Origin of the sequence: Streptomyces sp. ADMS (assembly GCF_033441795.1) — a bacterium.
In the GTDB taxonomy this organism is placed as follows: Bacteria; Actinomycetota; Actinomycetes; order Streptomycetales; family Streptomycetaceae; genus Streptomyces.
Genome location: NZ_JAVFVX010000045.1, coordinates 20,912 through 36,019 on the forward strand (window position 1 = coordinate 20,912; position 15,108 = coordinate 36,019).

Annotated in this window: 10 protein-coding genes; 5 read left to right on the top strand and 5 right to left on the bottom strand. The window is 69.8% G+C overall.

Annotated elements, in window-relative coordinates:
• The first annotated feature begins 59 nt into the window (after nucleotides 1–59).
• The 4 genes from RB628_RS20595 to RB628_RS20610 all read left to right on the top strand — a co-directional run bounded on the left by RB628_RS20595 (nucleotide 60) and on the right by RB628_RS20610 (nucleotide 6,072).
• Nucleotides 60–851, top strand: coding sequence for an ATP-binding cassette domain-containing protein (locus tag RB628_RS20595; RefSeq protein WP_318321996.1), 792 nt, complete (start codon nucleotides 60–62; stop codon nucleotides 849–851).
• Nucleotides 848–2,170 (top strand): ABC transporter permease subunit, encoded by a 1,323-nt coding sequence (locus tag RB628_RS20600; protein ID WP_318321963.1) that lies wholly within the window; start codon nucleotides 848–850, stop codon nucleotides 2,168–2,170. Before RB628_RS20595 ends, RB628_RS20600 begins: the two co-directional genes overlap by 4 nt.
• Before the next feature lie 315 nt (nucleotides 2,171–2,485).
• Entirely contained in the window at nucleotides 2,486–4,408 is a 1,923-nt protein-coding gene (gene dxs, locus RB628_RS20605) for a 1-deoxy-D-xylulose-5-phosphate synthase (RefSeq protein WP_318321964.1), read from the top strand.
• A 146-nt stretch (nucleotides 4,409–4,554) separates the two neighbouring features.
• Nucleotides 4,555–6,072 (top strand): amino acid permease, encoded by a 1,518-nt coding sequence (locus RB628_RS20610; RefSeq protein WP_318321965.1) that lies wholly within the window; start codon nucleotides 4,555–4,557, stop codon nucleotides 6,070–6,072.
• A gap of 48 nt (nucleotides 6,073–6,120) precedes the next feature.
• On the opposite strand, the gene RB628_RS20615 is transcribed toward RB628_RS20610, so the two are convergent.
• Nucleotides 6,121–6,498 (bottom strand): NTP pyrophosphohydrolase, encoded by a 378-nt coding sequence (locus tag RB628_RS20615; RefSeq protein WP_318321966.1) that lies wholly within the window; start codon nucleotides 6,496–6,498, stop codon nucleotides 6,121–6,123.
• 92 nt (nucleotides 6,499–6,590) lie between these two features.
• On the opposite strand from RB628_RS20615, the gene RB628_RS20620 reads away from it, so the two are divergent.
• Nucleotides 6,591–7,661, top strand: a complete 1,071-nt coding sequence (locus RB628_RS20620; RefSeq protein WP_318321967.1) for a hypothetical protein — start codon at nucleotides 6,591–6,593, stop codon at nucleotides 7,659–7,661.
• Between the two features lie 366 nt (nucleotides 7,662–8,027).
• Here RB628_RS20620 and RB628_RS20625 read toward each other — a convergent pair whose 3' ends face one another.
• The 4 genes from RB628_RS20625 to RB628_RS20640 form a co-directional block, all read right to left on the bottom strand.
• The gene (locus RB628_RS20625; RefSeq protein ID WP_318321968.1) at nucleotides 8,028–10,154 is read right to left on the bottom strand and encodes a 3-hydroxyacyl-CoA dehydrogenase NAD-binding domain-containing protein; all 2,127 of its coding nucleotides are present in this window, start codon (nucleotides 10,152–10,154) and stop codon (nucleotides 8,028–8,030) included.
• Complete coding sequence (locus RB628_RS20630) at nucleotides 10,151–11,380, bottom strand: acetyl-CoA C-acyltransferase (protein WP_318321969.1); 1,230 nt, start codon at nucleotides 11,378–11,380, stop codon at nucleotides 10,151–10,153. Before RB628_RS20630 ends, RB628_RS20625 begins: the two co-directional genes overlap by 4 nt.
• A 254-nt stretch (nucleotides 11,381–11,634) precedes the next feature.
• Nucleotides 11,635–12,672, bottom strand: coding sequence for a LacI family DNA-binding transcriptional regulator (locus RB628_RS20635; protein WP_318321970.1), 1,038 nt, complete (start codon nucleotides 12,670–12,672; stop codon nucleotides 11,635–11,637).
• The gene (locus RB628_RS20640) at nucleotides 12,669–15,101 is read right to left on the bottom strand and encodes a glycosyl hydrolase 2 galactose-binding domain-containing protein (RefSeq protein WP_318321971.1); all 2,433 of its coding nucleotides are present in this window, start codon (nucleotides 15,099–15,101) and stop codon (nucleotides 12,669–12,671) included. The genes RB628_RS20635 and RB628_RS20640 overlap by 4 nt, the downstream gene beginning before the upstream one ends.
• Nucleotides 15,102–15,108 lie beyond the last annotated feature (7 nt).

Consider the following 15,108-nt stretch of genomic DNA (forward strand, 5'->3'; position numbering starts at 1 on the left):
GCACACCCCTCCGCGCCTACCCCAAGCGCGGCATCCCCGCCGGTCAGGCGGCGAAGGAGATGGTTCACGTGTCCGCTACGCCCGTGTTGGCGTTGCGCGGAGTCTCCAAGCGGTTCGGTGCGGTCCAGGCCCTCACCGACGTAGAGCTGGAGGTCCAATCCGGAGAAGTGGTCGCCCTGGTGGGCGACAACGGCGCAGGAAAGTCGACCCTGGTCAAGACGATCGCGGGCGTTCACCCCATCGATGAGGGCGTCATCGAGTGGGAGGGCAACCCGGTCAGCATCAACAAGCCGCACGACGCCCAGGGACTCGGCGTCGCGACCGTCTATCAGGACCTCGCCCTGTGCGACAACCTCGATGTGGTCGGCAACCTCTACCTCGGGCGCGAGCTGCTGCACCGCGGCGTCATCGACGAGGTGTCGATGGAGAAGAACGCCCGTGAACTGCTGAGCACGCTCTCCATCCGCATCCCGAGCGTGCGCATCCCGATCGCCAGCCTCTCCGGCGGTCAGCGCCAGGTCGTCGCCATCGCGCGCGCCCTGATCGGCGACCCCAAGGTCGTCATCCTCGACGAGCCCACCGCCGCCCTCGGCGTCGAGCAGACCGCACAGGTCCTCGACCTGGTCGAACGGCTGCGGGAGCGCAACCTCGGTGTCATCCTCATCAGCCACAACATGGCCGACGTGAAGGCGGTCGCGGACACCGTCCACGTCCTGCGCCTCGGCAAGAACAACGGCTCCTTCCCCGTGAAGACCACGAGCCACGAAGAGATCATCGCCGCGATCACCGGAGCCACGGACAACGCCGTGACCCGTCGTGCGGGGCGTCGCGACGCGGAGGCGGCAAAGTGAGCGACACGTCCAAGACCGTGAAGCCGGACCCCGGCGCGGAGCACCAGAACACGGTGGCTCCCGCCGACGACCCGACGGCGGCACCGGTGTCCGTCGTCGACCCGCGTCTGCTGATCCGTGACGAGGGCCTCAAGGGCTACGTCACCGAGTTCAAGCGCAAGGTGAAGGGCGGCGAGCTGGGCTCGCTGCCGGTCGTCATCGGCCTGATCGTCATCTGGACGATCTTCCAGTTGCAGAACGACCGCTTCCTCAGCGCCGACAACCTCTCCAACATCAGCTACTACCTCTCGGCCACCGGCATGCTCGCCATCGGCCTGGTGTTCGTGCTGCTGCTCGGCGAGATCGACCTCTCCGTCGGCTCGGTCAGCGGTTTCGCGTCCACGCTCTTCGCCGTCTTCGTGGTCACCCACGGGATGAACGGCTGGCTGGCGCTCTTCCTGGCCATCGTGACCGGTGTCGGAGTCGGCGCGCTGCACGGCTGGTTCTTCGCCAAGATCGGCGTACCCGCGTTCGTCGTGACCCTGGCCGGCTTCCTCGGCTGGAACGGCCTGATGCTGTGGCTGCTCGGCTCCAGCGGCACCATCAACATCCCGGCCGACGAGGGCCCGGTCAAGCTGCTCGGCCAGAGCTCCTTCTTCATGGACCAGGCCATCATCGGCGCCTACCTGCTGGCCGGCCTCGGTGTCCTGTCGATGCTCGTCGGTTCCTTCGGTGAACAGCGCCGGCGCAAGGCCGCCGGGGTGCCCTTCCGGCCCACCAGCGAGATCCTCGTCCGGGTCGGTGCGCTCGCCCTGGCGTCCTTCGCCGCCGCGTCCGTGCTGAACAACGCGGCCGGTGTCTCCAACGCCCTGGTGATCTTCCTCGCGGCGCTCGTGATCGTGGACTTCGTGCTGCGCCGTACGACATACGGCCGCAAGGTCTTCGCGGTCGGCGGAGGCATCGAGGCGGCGCGCAGGGCCGGCATCAACGTGCCGGTGATCCGAATCACCGTGTTCGCCATCTCCGGCGGGTTCGCGGCGATCGGCGGTATGTTCTTCGCCGGTCAGACGGCGAGTGCGACGCTGAACGCCGGAGGCGGCAACACGCTGATGCTCGCCATCGCGGCGGCGGTCATCGGTGGTACCAGCCTCTTCGGTGGGCGTGGCACGGTGTGGTCGGCGCTGCTGGGTATGTTGGTGATCCAGTCGATCCAGACGGGTCTGGATCTGCTGAACATGAACACGTCGATCCAGTACATGATCACTGGAGCGGTGCTGCTGGGTGCGGTTGTCATCGACTCGGTGTCCCGTCGCAGCCAGAAGGCCGCCGGCCGGGCGTAGCGGGGCAGCGCTGTGGGGGTTGGGACCGGTTTCCGGCTGCGGCACGCCCGTGGCTGGTCGCGCCCGCGCGGCGGAGCCGCAAATTGAACACAGCCCCGCGCCCCTGAAAGTGCCGCCTGCGGCATACTTTCGAACATCTGTGCCCGGCATCCCGTTGGTGATGCCGGGCACAGGCTTGTCATAGACAACACGTTTCTTGGGTACGGCCGATCGCGTGACGTATCACGCAGAGGCCGGGCGTTGGTCGCGAAGGCGGAACACTAGACTCGACACGCCCGGCGAAAGCTCGATCAGCTCTACTGCAAGGAGGCACGGGTGCCGCTGCTGACCCGCATCAGGGGACCGCGCGATCTTGACCGGCTCAGCCTGGAGCAGCTGGACCAGCTGGCCGAGGAGATCCGGACCTTCCTCGTCGACGCGGTATCCAAGACCGGCGGCCACCTCGGCCCCAACCTCGGTGTCGTCGAGCTGACCATCGCGCTGCACCGGGTCTTCGACTCGCCGAAGGACAAGGTGCTGTGGGACACGGGCCACCAGTCCTACGTCCACAAGCTGCTCACCGGCCGCCAGGACTTCTCGAAGCTGAAGATGAAGGGCGGCCTGTCGGGCTATCCCTCGCAGGCCGAGTCCGACCACGACATCATCGAGAACTCGCACGCCTCGACGGTCCTGGGCTGGGCCGACGGTCTCGCCAAGTCCAACCAGGTGCTGCGTCGCGACGACCACGTGGTCGCCGTGATCGGTGACGGCGCGCTCACCGGCGGTATGGCCTGGGAGGCGCTGAACAACATCGCCGACGCCAAGGACCGCCCGCTGGTCATCGTCGTCAACGACAACGAGCGCTCGTACGCACCGACCATCGGCGGCCTCGCCAACCACCTGGCCACCCTGCGCACGACGGACGGCTACGAGCGGTTCCTCGCCCGGGGCAAGGACCTGCTGGAGCGGACCCCGGTCGTCGGCAGGCCGCTGTACGGGACCCTGCACGGCGCCAAGAAGGGCCTCAAGGACTTCATCGCCCCGCAGGGCATGTTCGAGGACCTCGGGCTCAAGTACGTGGGCCCCATCGACGGTCACGACATCGAGGCCCTGGAGTCCGCGCTCGCCCGCGCCAAGCGCTTCGGCGGGCCGGTCATCGTGCACTGCCTCACCGAGAAGGGCCGCGGCTACCAGCCCGCCCTCCAGGACGAGGCCGACCGCTTCCACGGAATCGGCCCCATCCACCCCGACACGGGTCTGCCGGTCAAGGCCTCGGGCGCGGACTGGACCTCCGTCTTCGGCGACGAGATGGTCAAGCTGGGCCAGGAGCGCGAGGACATCGTCGCGATCACGGCCGCGATGCTCCAGCCCGTGGGTCTGAAGAAGTTCGCGGACGCCTTCCCCGACCGCATCTACGACGTCGGCATCGCCGAGCAGCACGGCGCCGTGTCCGCGGCCGGCCTCGCCACCGGGGGAGTGCACCCCGTCTTCGCGGTGTACGCCACCTTCCTGAACCGGGCCTTCGACCAGGTCCTCATGGACGTGGCGCTGCACAGGTGCGGCGTGACGTTCGTGCTGGACCGGGCCGGCATCACCGGCACCGACGGCGCCTCCCACAACGGCATGTGGGACATGTCGATCCTCCAGGTCGTACCGGGCCTCAGGCTCGCCGCGCCGCGTGACGCCGACCAGGTCCGCGCCCAGCTCCGCGAGGCGGTCGAGGTCGACGACGCGCCGACCGTCGTCCGCTTCTCGAAGGGCGCCGTCGGCCCCGCCGTACCCGCGGTGGGACGCGTCGGCGGCATGGACGTGCTGCGCGAGCCCGGCACCGACACCCCGGACGTCCTCCTCGTCTCCGTGGGCGCGCTGGCGCCCATGTGCCTGGAGATCGCCGGGCTGCTCGACCAGCAGGGCATCTCCACCACCGTCGTCGACCCGCGCTGGGTCAAGCCCGTCGACGAGGCCATGGCGCCGCTCGCCGAGAGGCACCGCGTGGTCGTCACCGTCGAGGACAACTCCCGGGTGGGCGGCGTCGGTTCGGCCGTCGCGCAGGCCCTGCGGGACGCGGGGGTCGACGTACCGCTGCGTGACTTCGGTATCCCGCCGCGCTTCCTCGACCACGCCTCGCGGGCCGAGGTCATGGCGGAGATCGGCCTGACCGCACCCGACATCGCCCGCCAGGTCACCGGGCTTGTCTCCAGGATCGACGGACGGTTCGAGAGCGCCGAGGTCGACTCTGTGGAGCCCGCCCGCGACTGACTCGCGCAGTAGCCCCAATGGGCCGGTTTCCCCACCCTTTACGGTGGGGAAACCGGCCCATTGGCGTGAAATCCCAGGTGTCAGGGCATACGCACCACGCCCCCTCCCGATCATGTCCGGGACGACACAGCGTGGGAGGTACGCCCGTGAGCAGCACCCTCTTCAGGACGAAGAAGGTCGAGCAGTCCATCCTCGACACCGAGGAACCAGAGCACGCGCTCAAGAAATCCCTGTCCGCGCTGGATCTGACGGTCTTCGGCGTCGGCGTCATCATCGGCACGGGCATCTTCGTCCTCACCGGCACGGTCGCCAGGAACAACGCGGGACCGGCCGTCGCCCTGGCCTTCGCGGTCGCCGGGGTCGTCTGCGCCCTCGCGGCCCTGTGCTACGCCGAGTTCGCGTCCACCGTCCCGGTGGCCGGGTCCGCGTACACGTTCTCGTACGCTTCGCTCGGTGAGCTGCCCGCCTGGATCATCGGCTGGGACCTGGTGCTGGAGTTCGCGCTCGGCACGGCGGTGGTCGCCGTCGGCTGGTCCGGCTACATCGCCTCGCTCCTCGACAACGCGGGCTGGCATCTTCCGGAGGCGCTCGGCGGCAGGGACGGGGCCGACGGCTTCGGATTCGACATCCTCGCCGCCGCGCTGGTGCTGGTGCTGACCGGCATCCTCGTGCTCGGCACGAAGCTCTCCGCGCGCGTCACCTCGATCGTCGTCGCCGTAAAGGTGACGGTCGTCCTGACCGTGATCATCGCGGGCGCCTTCTTCGTCAAGGGCGACAACTACGACCCGTTCATCCCGAAGGCGCAGGAGGTGCCGGCCGGTGACAGCCTCCAGTCGCCGCTCATCCAGCTGATGTTCGGCTGGGCGCCCTCGAACTTCGGGGTGATGGGCGTCTTCACCGCGGCTTCCGTCGTCTTCTTCGCCTTCATCGGCTTCGACGTGGTGGCCACGGCCGCCGAGGAGACCAGGAACCCGCAGCGGGACATGCCCCGGGGCATCATCGGCTCCCTCGTCATCTGCACCGCCCTCTATGTCGCGGTGTCGATCGTGGTGACCGGCATGCAGCACTACACCGAGCTGTCCATCACCGCGCCGCTCGCCGACGCCTTCAAGGCCACCGGGCACCCGTGGTTCGCGGGCTTCATCAGCTTCGGCGCCGCCGTCGGCCTCACGACGGTCTGCATGATCCTGTTGCTGGGCCAGACCCGCGTCTTCTTCGCGATGAGCCGCGACGGCCTGCTGCCCCGCTTCTTCTCCCACGTCCACCCGCGGTTCAGGACCCCGCACCGGCCGACGATCCTGCTGGGCGTGATCATCGCGATCGTCGCCGGCTTCACCCCGCTGAGCGAACTCGCCGAACTGGTGAACATCGGCACACTGTTCGCCTTCGTGGTCGTCGCGATCGGCGTGATCATCCTCCGCAGGTCCCGCCCCGACCTGCCCCGGGCCTTCCGCACCCCGTGGGTGCCGTTCATCCCGATCCTGTCGGTGCTCGCCTCGTTCTGGCTGATGCTGAACCTGCCTGCCGAGACCTGGCTCCGGTTCGGCCTCTGGATGGCGCTCGGCTTCCTCCTGTACTTCATGTACGGCCGTTCCCACAGCCGCCTCGGACGCCAGGAGGCGACGGGGGGCCAGGCGCTGAAACCGCCGACCGACACCAACTGACCCGACCAGGCGCCGAAGTTGACTGCCGGGCTCGTCCGCTACGCAGCGCTAGTCGTTCCGTACCGTACGGGGCCCGGCGACCTCGGCGCCCAACTTCCCTACCCTGCGGCGCAGTTCACGATCAGCGGTGACGACGAGGATGTCCCGCTCCCCGGCCCCGGCGACCAGCTCGACCATCCGGTCGTCCCCACTGCCGGGCGCCGACTCGACCCGTACCCCCGGAACCGAAGCCACACCCCGGGCCGCGCCCTCGACCACGAGGACGATCTCCAGGGGTCCCGCCCGCCCCGGCAACCCGTCCGCCGCGTACGCCAACAGCCGGTCCCGGAGGCGCTCCGCCGCCCCGCGCCGGTCCCGCCACCAGCCGTCGGGAACCGAGCCGACGACATTCGCGGCGTCGACGATCACGAGCAGTGGGGTGTCCATGGGACCAGGGTGGCACGCGGCACCGGAATCGGAGGTACCGGATAAGGGGGCCGGGAGGCGCGGCCAAGGTAGGAGCACACTAAAGTAGTCCAGTGCCCATTGTTCCTCCTTCCGCGACCACGGCCGCGGGGCGTCCCGAGTCGGTCAATGGCGACTGGCTCATACGGGGTCGCGACGGCCGGCTGAGCACGTACGACGCCGTGGGAGACGCGATCGTCTGCCGCGCGGAGTCCCGGCCCGGCGGGCCCTGGCTCGAACCCAGGCGCATCGGCGGCGACCAGCGCGTGCACCCCATGCTCGGCGTGGGCCAAGGCGCCGACCAGTACGCCCACTTGGCGACCTGGCGGCCCACGGTGAAGGGCGAGGCGGGCCTCGTCCACACGACACACTTCCGCCCCGCCCTCGCGGCCCTCGACTGGACGCCTCTCGGCCACCCGAACCAGAAGGGCGACCGGACCGGCGTACCGGCGGTCGCCGTCGACGCGGAGGGCCGCGCTCATGTGTTCGTACGGAACGCGGTGGGCGGTGTCAGCATGCGCGGCCAGAAGGAGCGCGGCGGCTGGGGCCCCTGGCGCGACCTCAAGGGCCATGAGGTGGAGGAGCAGTTGACGGCCGTCACGCGTACGTCCGGACGCGTCGAGGTGTACGGCAACTCGCCCCACGGCATCCTGCGCTGGACGCAGGGCGGCCCCGGCTGGATCCCGGAACTGGACGAGACCCCGCTGAAGGTGACGGCCCGTAGCGGGAGCCTGCGGGCACTGGTCACGTCCGAGGACCACGTGACGCTGTTCTACACGGACGAGACGGACACGGTGTGTGCGTGGCGCCCCGGCAGCGAGCCGGTGGAACTGCTGCCGGGCGCGGGGCCTGGTCCGGTGTCGGTGATCCGCTGCACCCTGGACGAGGCCGACTGCACGTTGCTCGCGCAGCGCTCGGCGAGCGGGCGGGTGGCGTTCGCCGCGTATCCGACGGAACAGGAGTCGGCCGGGGCGTGGTGGACCGAGTCGGGCCCCCAACTCCCGCTGGACGCACGGTTGTCGCTGACGGAGGACGCGGACGGCAGAGTGGTCGCGGCGACGGTGGTGCCTGGGGGCGGGGAGCTGAGGGTGGCCCGGCGGAAGCGGGAGCCGGGGTTGGCGCTGGAGGCGTGGGGGGTGGTGTGAGGGTGGCTGTGCCGGGGCCGTGCTTCCCACCAGGTCCGGGTACGGCCAACTCGTCCGGCGTCTGACAAGTAAGGCCGATGCCGCCCAGACCGTGCTTCCCACCCGCCCGGCCCGTGCGGCGTTCGAGTACGAGGCCGGTTCGGCCCGAGCCTCTTTCCCACCCGCCTGTGTCCACCGCTTCTTCAGCCCAGGCCCGGTATCGCAGCCTGTCCGGCGTTCGAGGACAAGGCCCGTTCAGGGCCGTGGCGGGGTCTGGGGCGCAGCCCCCAGGAACGGGATGGGACGGGCAGGGGCGGCGGGGGCGAAAAACCGAGTGCCCCGCACACCACCACGGCATGCGGGGCACTCGGCGGACAGAACGAACCGTTACGCCGGGACGGAAGCCACCCCGGACTCCAGGAACCGCTTGCCGTTGACCCGCTCGGAGACACCCTCACGGTCCAGGTACGGCGTGATCCCGCCCAGGTGGAAGGGCCACCCCGCACCCGTGATCAGGCACAGGTCGATGTCCTGCGCCTCGGCCACGACACCCTCGTCGAGCATGAGCCCGATCTCCTGGGCGACCGCGTCGAGCACCCGGTCCCGTACCTGCTCCTCGCTCAGGGCGACGTCGCCCTGCTTCAGCAGCGCGGCGACCTCGGGGTCCAACTCGGGCTTCCCGCTGTCGTACACGTAGAAGCCGCGCTTGCCGGCCTTGACGACGGCGGCGAGGTTCGGGGAGACCGTGAAGCGGTCCGGGAACGCCCGGTTCAGCGTCTCCGACACATGCAGACCGATCGCCGGACCGACCAGCTCAAGCAGTACCAGCGGCGACATCGGCAGCCCCAGCGGCTCGACCGCCTTCTCCGCGACCGCGACCGACGTACCCTCGTCGATCACGTTCTGGATCTCGCCCATGAAGCGGGTGAGGATGCGGTTGACGACGAACGCGGGGGCGTCCTTCACCAGTACCGCGGTCTTCTTCAGCTTCTTGGCGACACCGAACGCCGTGGCCAGCGAGGCGTCGTCGGTCTGCTCGCCGCGCACGATCTCCAGCAGCGGCAGGATCGCGACCGGGTTGAAGAAGTGGAAGCCCACGACCCGCTCGGGGTTCTTGAGCTTCGACGCCATCTCCGTCACGGACAGGGACGACGTGTTCGTCGCGAGGATCGCGTGCGCCGGGGCGACCGCCTCGACCTCCGCGAACACCTGCTGCTTGACGCCGATCTCCTCGAAGACGGCCTCGATGATGAAGTCCGCGTCGGAGAAGCCCTCCGCCTTGTCCAGGACACCGGTGACCAGAGCCTTGAGGCGGTTGGCCTTGTCCTGGTTGACACGGCCCTTGCCGAGCAGCTTGTCGATCTCGGCGTGGACATAGCCCACACCCTTGTCGACGCGCTCCTGGTCGATGTCGGTCAGCACGACCGGCACCTCAAGGCGGCGCAGGAACAGCAGTGCGAGCTGCGAGGCCATCAGACCGGCCCCGACAACGCCCACCTTGGTGACCGGACGGGCCAGCGACTTGTCGGGCGCGCCCGCCGGCCGCTTGCCGCGCTTCTGGACGAGGTTGAACGCGTAGATGCCGGACCGGAGTTCGCCGCCCATGATCAGGTCGGCGAGGGCCACGTCCTCGGCGTCGTACCCCTGCTGGAGGTCGCCGTTCTTGGCCGCGGCGATGATGTCGAGAGCGCGGTACGCAGCCGGAGCCGCCCCGTGCACCTTGCTGTCCGCGATGAAGCGGCCCCTGGCGACCGCCTGGTCCCAGGCCTCGCCGCGGTCGACGGCCGGACGCTCGACCCTGACGTCGCCCTTCAGGACGGAAGCCGTCCAGAGCAGCGACTGCTCCAGGAAGTCCGCGCCCTCGAACAACGCGTCGGCGATGCCCAGGTCGAGGACCTGCTGGCCCTTGAGCTGCTTGTTCTGGTTGAGCGAGTTCTCGATGATCACGCTCACCGCACGGTCCGCGCCGATGAGGTTCGGCAGGATCGTGCAGCCGCCCCAGCCCGGGACCAGGCCCAGGAAGACCTCGGGGAGGGAGAAGGCGGCGATGGCCTTCGACACGGTCCGGTACCGGCAGTGCAGGCCGACCTCGACGCCACCGCCCATGGCGGCACCGTTGTAGTAGGCGAAGGTCGGGACCGCGAGCCCGGACAGCCGCTTGAAGACCTCGTGGCCGCCCTTGCCGATGGCGAGCGCGTCGGAGTGGTTCTTCAGGAGCTCGACGCCCTTGAGGTCCGCGCCGACCGCGAAGATGAACGGCTTGCCGGTGACACCGGCACCGACGATCTCGCCGGCCGACGCCTCCTTCTCGACCTGGTCGATGGCGATGCTCAGGTTCGCCAGCGAGGCCGGACCGAAGGTGGTCGGCTTGGTGTGGTCGAAGCCGTTGTCGAGGGTGATCAGCGCGAACCGGCCGGCGCCGAACGGCAGGTCGAGGTGGCGTACGTGCGCGGACGTCACGACCTCGTCGGGGAACAGCTCGGCCGCGCCCTTGAGAAGTTCGGTGGTGCTCACTTGTCGCCTCCGGCAGCGTTCTCGAAGTGCGGGTTCTCCCAGATGACCGTCGCGCCCATACCGAAGCCGACGCACATGGTGGTCAGGCCGAAGCGGACGTTCGGCTGTTCCTCGAACTGGCGGGCCAGCTGCGTCATCAGACGGACGCCGGAGGAGGCGAGCGGGTGACCGAAGGCGATGGCGCCGCCGTACTGGTTGACGCGCGCGTCGTCGTCCGCGATGCCGTAGTGGTCGAGGAAGGCCAGCACCTGGACGGCGAAGGCCTCGTTGACCTCGAACAGACCGATGTCACCGATGCCGAGGCCCGCCTTGGCGAGGGCTTTCTCGGTCGCCGGGATCGGCCCGTAGCCCATCACCTCGGGCTCGACGCCGGCGAAGGCGTACGAGACGAGGCGCATCCTCACGGGCAGGTTGTTCTCGCGCGCGAAGTCCTCGGACGCGATGATCGACGCGGTGGCACCGTCGTTCAGACCGGCCGCGTTACCGGCGGTGACGCGCCCGTGCACACGGAACGGCGTCTTCAGCCCGCTCAGGTTCTCCAGGGTGGTTCCCGGCCGCATCGGCTCGTCGGAGGTCACCAGACCCCAGCCGGTCTCGCCGACCTCGCTGTTGGTGTTGCGTACGGAGATCGGCACCAGGTCCTGCTGGATCCTGCCGTTGGCGTACGCCTTGGCGGCCTTCTCCTGCGAGCGCACGGCGTACTCGTCGGCGCGCAGCTTGGTGATGTGCGGGTAACGGTCGTGCAGGTTCTCGGCGGTCATGCCCATGAACAGGGCCGACTCGTCGACGAGCTTCTCGCTCACGAACCGCGGGTTCGGGTCGACGCCCTCGCCCATGGGGTGACGGCCCATGTGCTCGACGCCACCGGCGATGACGGCGTCGTAGGCGCCGAAGGCGATCGAACCGGCGGTGGTGGTGACGGCGGTCAGCGCACCGGCACACATCCGGTCGATGGAGTAGCCCGGAACGGACTGCGGAAGACCGGCGAGAATGCCCGCCGTGCGACCGAGCGTGAGCCCCTGGTCGCCGATCTGCGTGGTCGCGGCGATGGCGACCTCGTCGATCTTCTTCGGGTCGAGACCCGGGTTGCGGCGCAGCAGCTCCCGGATCGCCTTCACGACGAGGTCGTCGGCGCGGGTCTCGTGGTAGATGCCCTTCGGGCCCGCCTTGCCGAACGGGGTGCGGACGCCGTCGACGAAGACGACGTCCCTGACGGTACGAGGCACGATGGCTCTCCTCCAGAGGTGCGGGACGGCACTGCTGCATACGCAACCGCTGAGCGGGCGCTCAGCCCTATGCTACTTGCGAGTAACTGTGCTGCACACCCCTGGGCGGGGGAGCGGCGAACGTCACACGTCTTTCGCATGTTACCGCCGGTTACATCCGCCCGCCCAAAGGGCGCGGGCTGTTTCGGTGTACGGCTCCGTCGCGGACCCCGACAAGCCATGTCCGGCCCGCCGCCCGCAGACGACGGAAGCTCTCACCCGCGGGGCGGAGCAGTGGACCCCCGGGGGGTGAGAACGGGCGTAGCCACCGGATGCGACCCACTCCCGCCCCCGGCGATCACCCCGAACAGCGTTCGCGCGACGTCCGCCCCGAACCCGTGCACATCGTGACTCATCGCCGACAGCGTGGGCCGGGTCAACCGGCACAACTGCGAATCGTCCCAGGCCAGCAACGACACGTCCCCGGGAACGTCGAGCCCCATCTCCGCGGCCACGGACAGACTCGCCACCGCCATGATGTCGTTGTCGTACAGGATCGCCGTGGGCCGGTCCGCCACCGAGGCGGACAGCAGCGACCGGGTGGCCCGAGCCCCCGCGTCCCCGGAGAAGTCGGTCGCCACCTGCCATGCCCCGGCCAGCCCAAGGCCCCGCGCGGCCTCGTCGAAGGCGACCGTACGGATACCCGTGTGCCCGAGTGCCGCCGCACCCCCCACCCGGGCGATCCGCCGATGCCCGAGCGCCGCCAGATACCGCACCGCCTCCGTCACAGCGGTGGCGTCGTCGGTCCACACGGAGGTGAGCCCGCCGGTGAGCGACGGATGCCCCACCGCGACCGCGGGCATCCCGAGCCGTTCGACGGCCGGGATCCGGGGATCGTCGGCCCGGAGGTCCACCAGGATCGCCCCGCCGATCAGCCGCCCCTTCCACCAGGACTCCTGGAGCCCGACCTCCTCCTCCAGGGTCCGTACGAGCCTGAGCAGCAGCGAGCACGAATGCTCGGTCAGGACGCTCTCCACACCCGAGATGAAGTCCATGTAGAACGGTTCGAGGCCGAGCAGCCGGGCCGGCCGGCAGATCGCGAGCCCCACCACGTCCACCCGGGCCCCGGCCAGCGACCGGGCGGTCAGGTTCGGCTCCCAGCCCAGTTCACGGGCGGCGGCGAAGATCCGGTCCCGGGTCGCCTCGGCGAGTCCCGGCTTGTGGTTGAAGGCGAGGGACACGGCCCCCTTGGACACGCCGGCGCGCGCGGCGACGTCCTTGATGGTGACGCGGGGGGTCGGCAATGCCGTCATCTGGCGGGCTCCACGCAGTACAGGGCCGATCGGGCGGTCTCGGCATCCGGAGTCTCCCAGCCGCGCACCCCGATGGTCACCTGTTCCCCGGGCAGCAGGGTCACCAGCCCACGATCGGCCCGCGCTCCCGGGTCCAGCCGGTCCGCCTGCAGCAGCAGATCCCGTACGAGAGTACGAGCAGTCACCGTGACCGTCCCGGGGGCGACACGCACGTCGAACTCGGGCCGAGGATAAGGGATTTCACGGTCCGCAGCCGGAAAGTACAGTGCCCTCAGCCCTTCCCCGCCGACGTCCGCGACCAGAAACTCCTTGGCCCCCACCGGCGCCAGCTCCCGAGGCACGTGCACGTCGGATACCGCCCGCCGCTCCGCCGCGAACGCGACCCGCACCGACCCGGCAACCACGCCCCCGTCCACGGTCATCCGCCGTAGTTCGACCGTCCCCGTCCACCGCTCCGCCGTCTGGTTGACGACCGCCAACAACAGGTCGGTCCCCCGCACTCGCAGGCTGAGCAGCCGGTCCGCGTACAGCCGCCGCAGCTCGTGGTAGAGCGGCTTCTCGCGCCCGTCCCCGTCGACCGCCGCCCAGGACGTCACCGGCCAGCAGTCGTTGAACTGCCACACGATCGTTCCCGCGCACACCGGCCAGTGCGCACGCCAGTGCTCGATCCCGGCGGCGACGGCCCGGGCCTGATTGACCTGGGTGAGGTAGTGCCACCGGTCGAAGTCCCCCTCGGGCAAGGCGAAATGCCGGGCGAGCCCGCGCTCCAGCTTCCCGTTCCCGTCCTCCGCCTTCTGGTGGTGCAGCATGCCGGGGGAGTCGGAGCGGAGCCGCTCGCCCGGCAGGGCGCGCCGCATCGTGGCGTACGCGGCCGGCGCCTGCCACCCGAACTCGGCCACGAAACGGGGGACTTCGAGCCGGTAGTCGGCGTAGTCCGCCCGGTTCCACACCTCCCACGAGTGGTGCGTACCGTGCGCCGGATCGTTCGGATGCCGCTCCCAGGACCCGGACCAGGGGCTGCCGGCCGTGTAGGGCCGTGTGGGGTCCAACTCGGCCACCAAACGCGGCAGTACGCCCAGGTAGTACCCCTCGCCCCACGACTCCCCGGCGAGCCGCTGCTCCCAGCCCCAGTCCCTGAATCCCCACAGGTTCTCGTTGTTCCCGTTCCACAGCACCAGCGAGGGATGCGGCATCAGCCGTACGACGTTCTCCCGGGCCTCCGCCTCGACCTCACCCCGCAGCGGCTGCTCCTCGGGATACGCGGCGCACGCGAACGGGAAGTCCTGCCAGACCAGCAGCCCCAACTCGTCGCAGGCGTCGTAGAAGTCCTCGCTCTCGTAGATCCCGCCACCCCACACGCGCACGAGGTCCACACCGGCACCGGCCGCCTGCGCGAGCCGCTTCCGGTACCGCTCCCGGGTGATCCGGGACGGGAACACGTCGTCCGGGATCCAGTTGACCCCCCGCGCGAACAGCCGCTCCCCGTTGACGACAAGGGCGAACCCGGTCCCGTGGGCGTCGGCGGACGTGTCGAGCCCGACGGTCCGGAACCCGACCCGTCGCCGCCAGCCGTCCAGCCGAACGTCACCATGACGGAGCGTCAACTCCACTTCGTACAGTGGCTGTTCTCCGTAGCCGCGCGGCCACCACAGCTCCACGTCCGGCACTTCCAGCCGTACGGCACCGCTGGTCCCGCCGACCTCGCCCCGCGCCACCACCTCAACTCCCCCGGACAGGCCACCACCACTCACCCGGGCCTCCAGCGTGAGCCCGGCCTCGACTCTGGTGCGCTCGACGTCCACCGCCAGCCTGACGTGCCCCAGGCCGTGTTCGTCGACCGTCACCTCGGGACGCACCCGGGCGATCCGGGCCGTCGACCAGTGCTCAAGGCGCGCCGGCCGCCAGATCCCGGCGGTGACGAGAGTCGGCCCCCAGTCCCAGCCGAACGAGCAGGCCATCTTCCGGATGTACTGGAAGGGCTCGGTATAGGCGCCGGGCCGCTCGCCGAGCCGATCCCGTACCGCCTCGGCCTCCGCGTAGGCGGAGGCGAACCGCACGGACAGCCGACCCGTCATACCGGTCACGTCGAAGCGGTACGAGCGGTGCATGTTCCTCACCCGGCCCAGGAGTTGACCGTCGAGCCGGATCTCGGCGGCGGTGTCGAGCCCGTCGAAGACGAGATCGGTCTGCTCATGAACCTCGTGCCGCTCACGCGCCTCACGCGCGGGCGCGGCGGAAATCTCCGTCTCGTAGGTCCACTCCCGTCGCCCCACCCATGCGACCTCGGTCTCGTTCCGGCCGGTGAAGGGGTCCTGGATCACCCCGGCCGCCAGCAGGTCGGTGTGCACACATCCGGGGACGGTGGCAGGCAGTTCGCCCCCCTCGTACCGCACGGTCCAGCTTTCGGTGAGCGGTGTGGCCTCCAGCATGCGCACT

What these genes read in the sequence shown, in the direction of transcription:
- RB628_RS20595 (WP_318321996.1), top strand. Translation starts at nt 60, where the DNA reads ATGGTTCACGTGTCCGCTACGCCCGTGTTGGCGTTGCGCGGAGTCTCC.
- RB628_RS20615 (WP_318321966.1), bottom strand. Translation starts at nt 6,498, where the DNA reads ATGGACACCCCACTGCTCGTGATCGTCGACGCCGCGAATGTCGTCGGC.
- RB628_RS20635 (WP_318321970.1), bottom strand. Translation starts at nt 12,672, where the DNA reads ATGACGGCATTGCCGACCCCCCGCGTCACCATCAAGGACGTCGCCGCG.
- RB628_RS20640 (WP_318321971.1), bottom strand. Translation starts at nt 15,101, where the DNA reads ATGCTGGAGGCCACACCGCTCACCGAAAGCTGGACCGTGCGGTACGAG.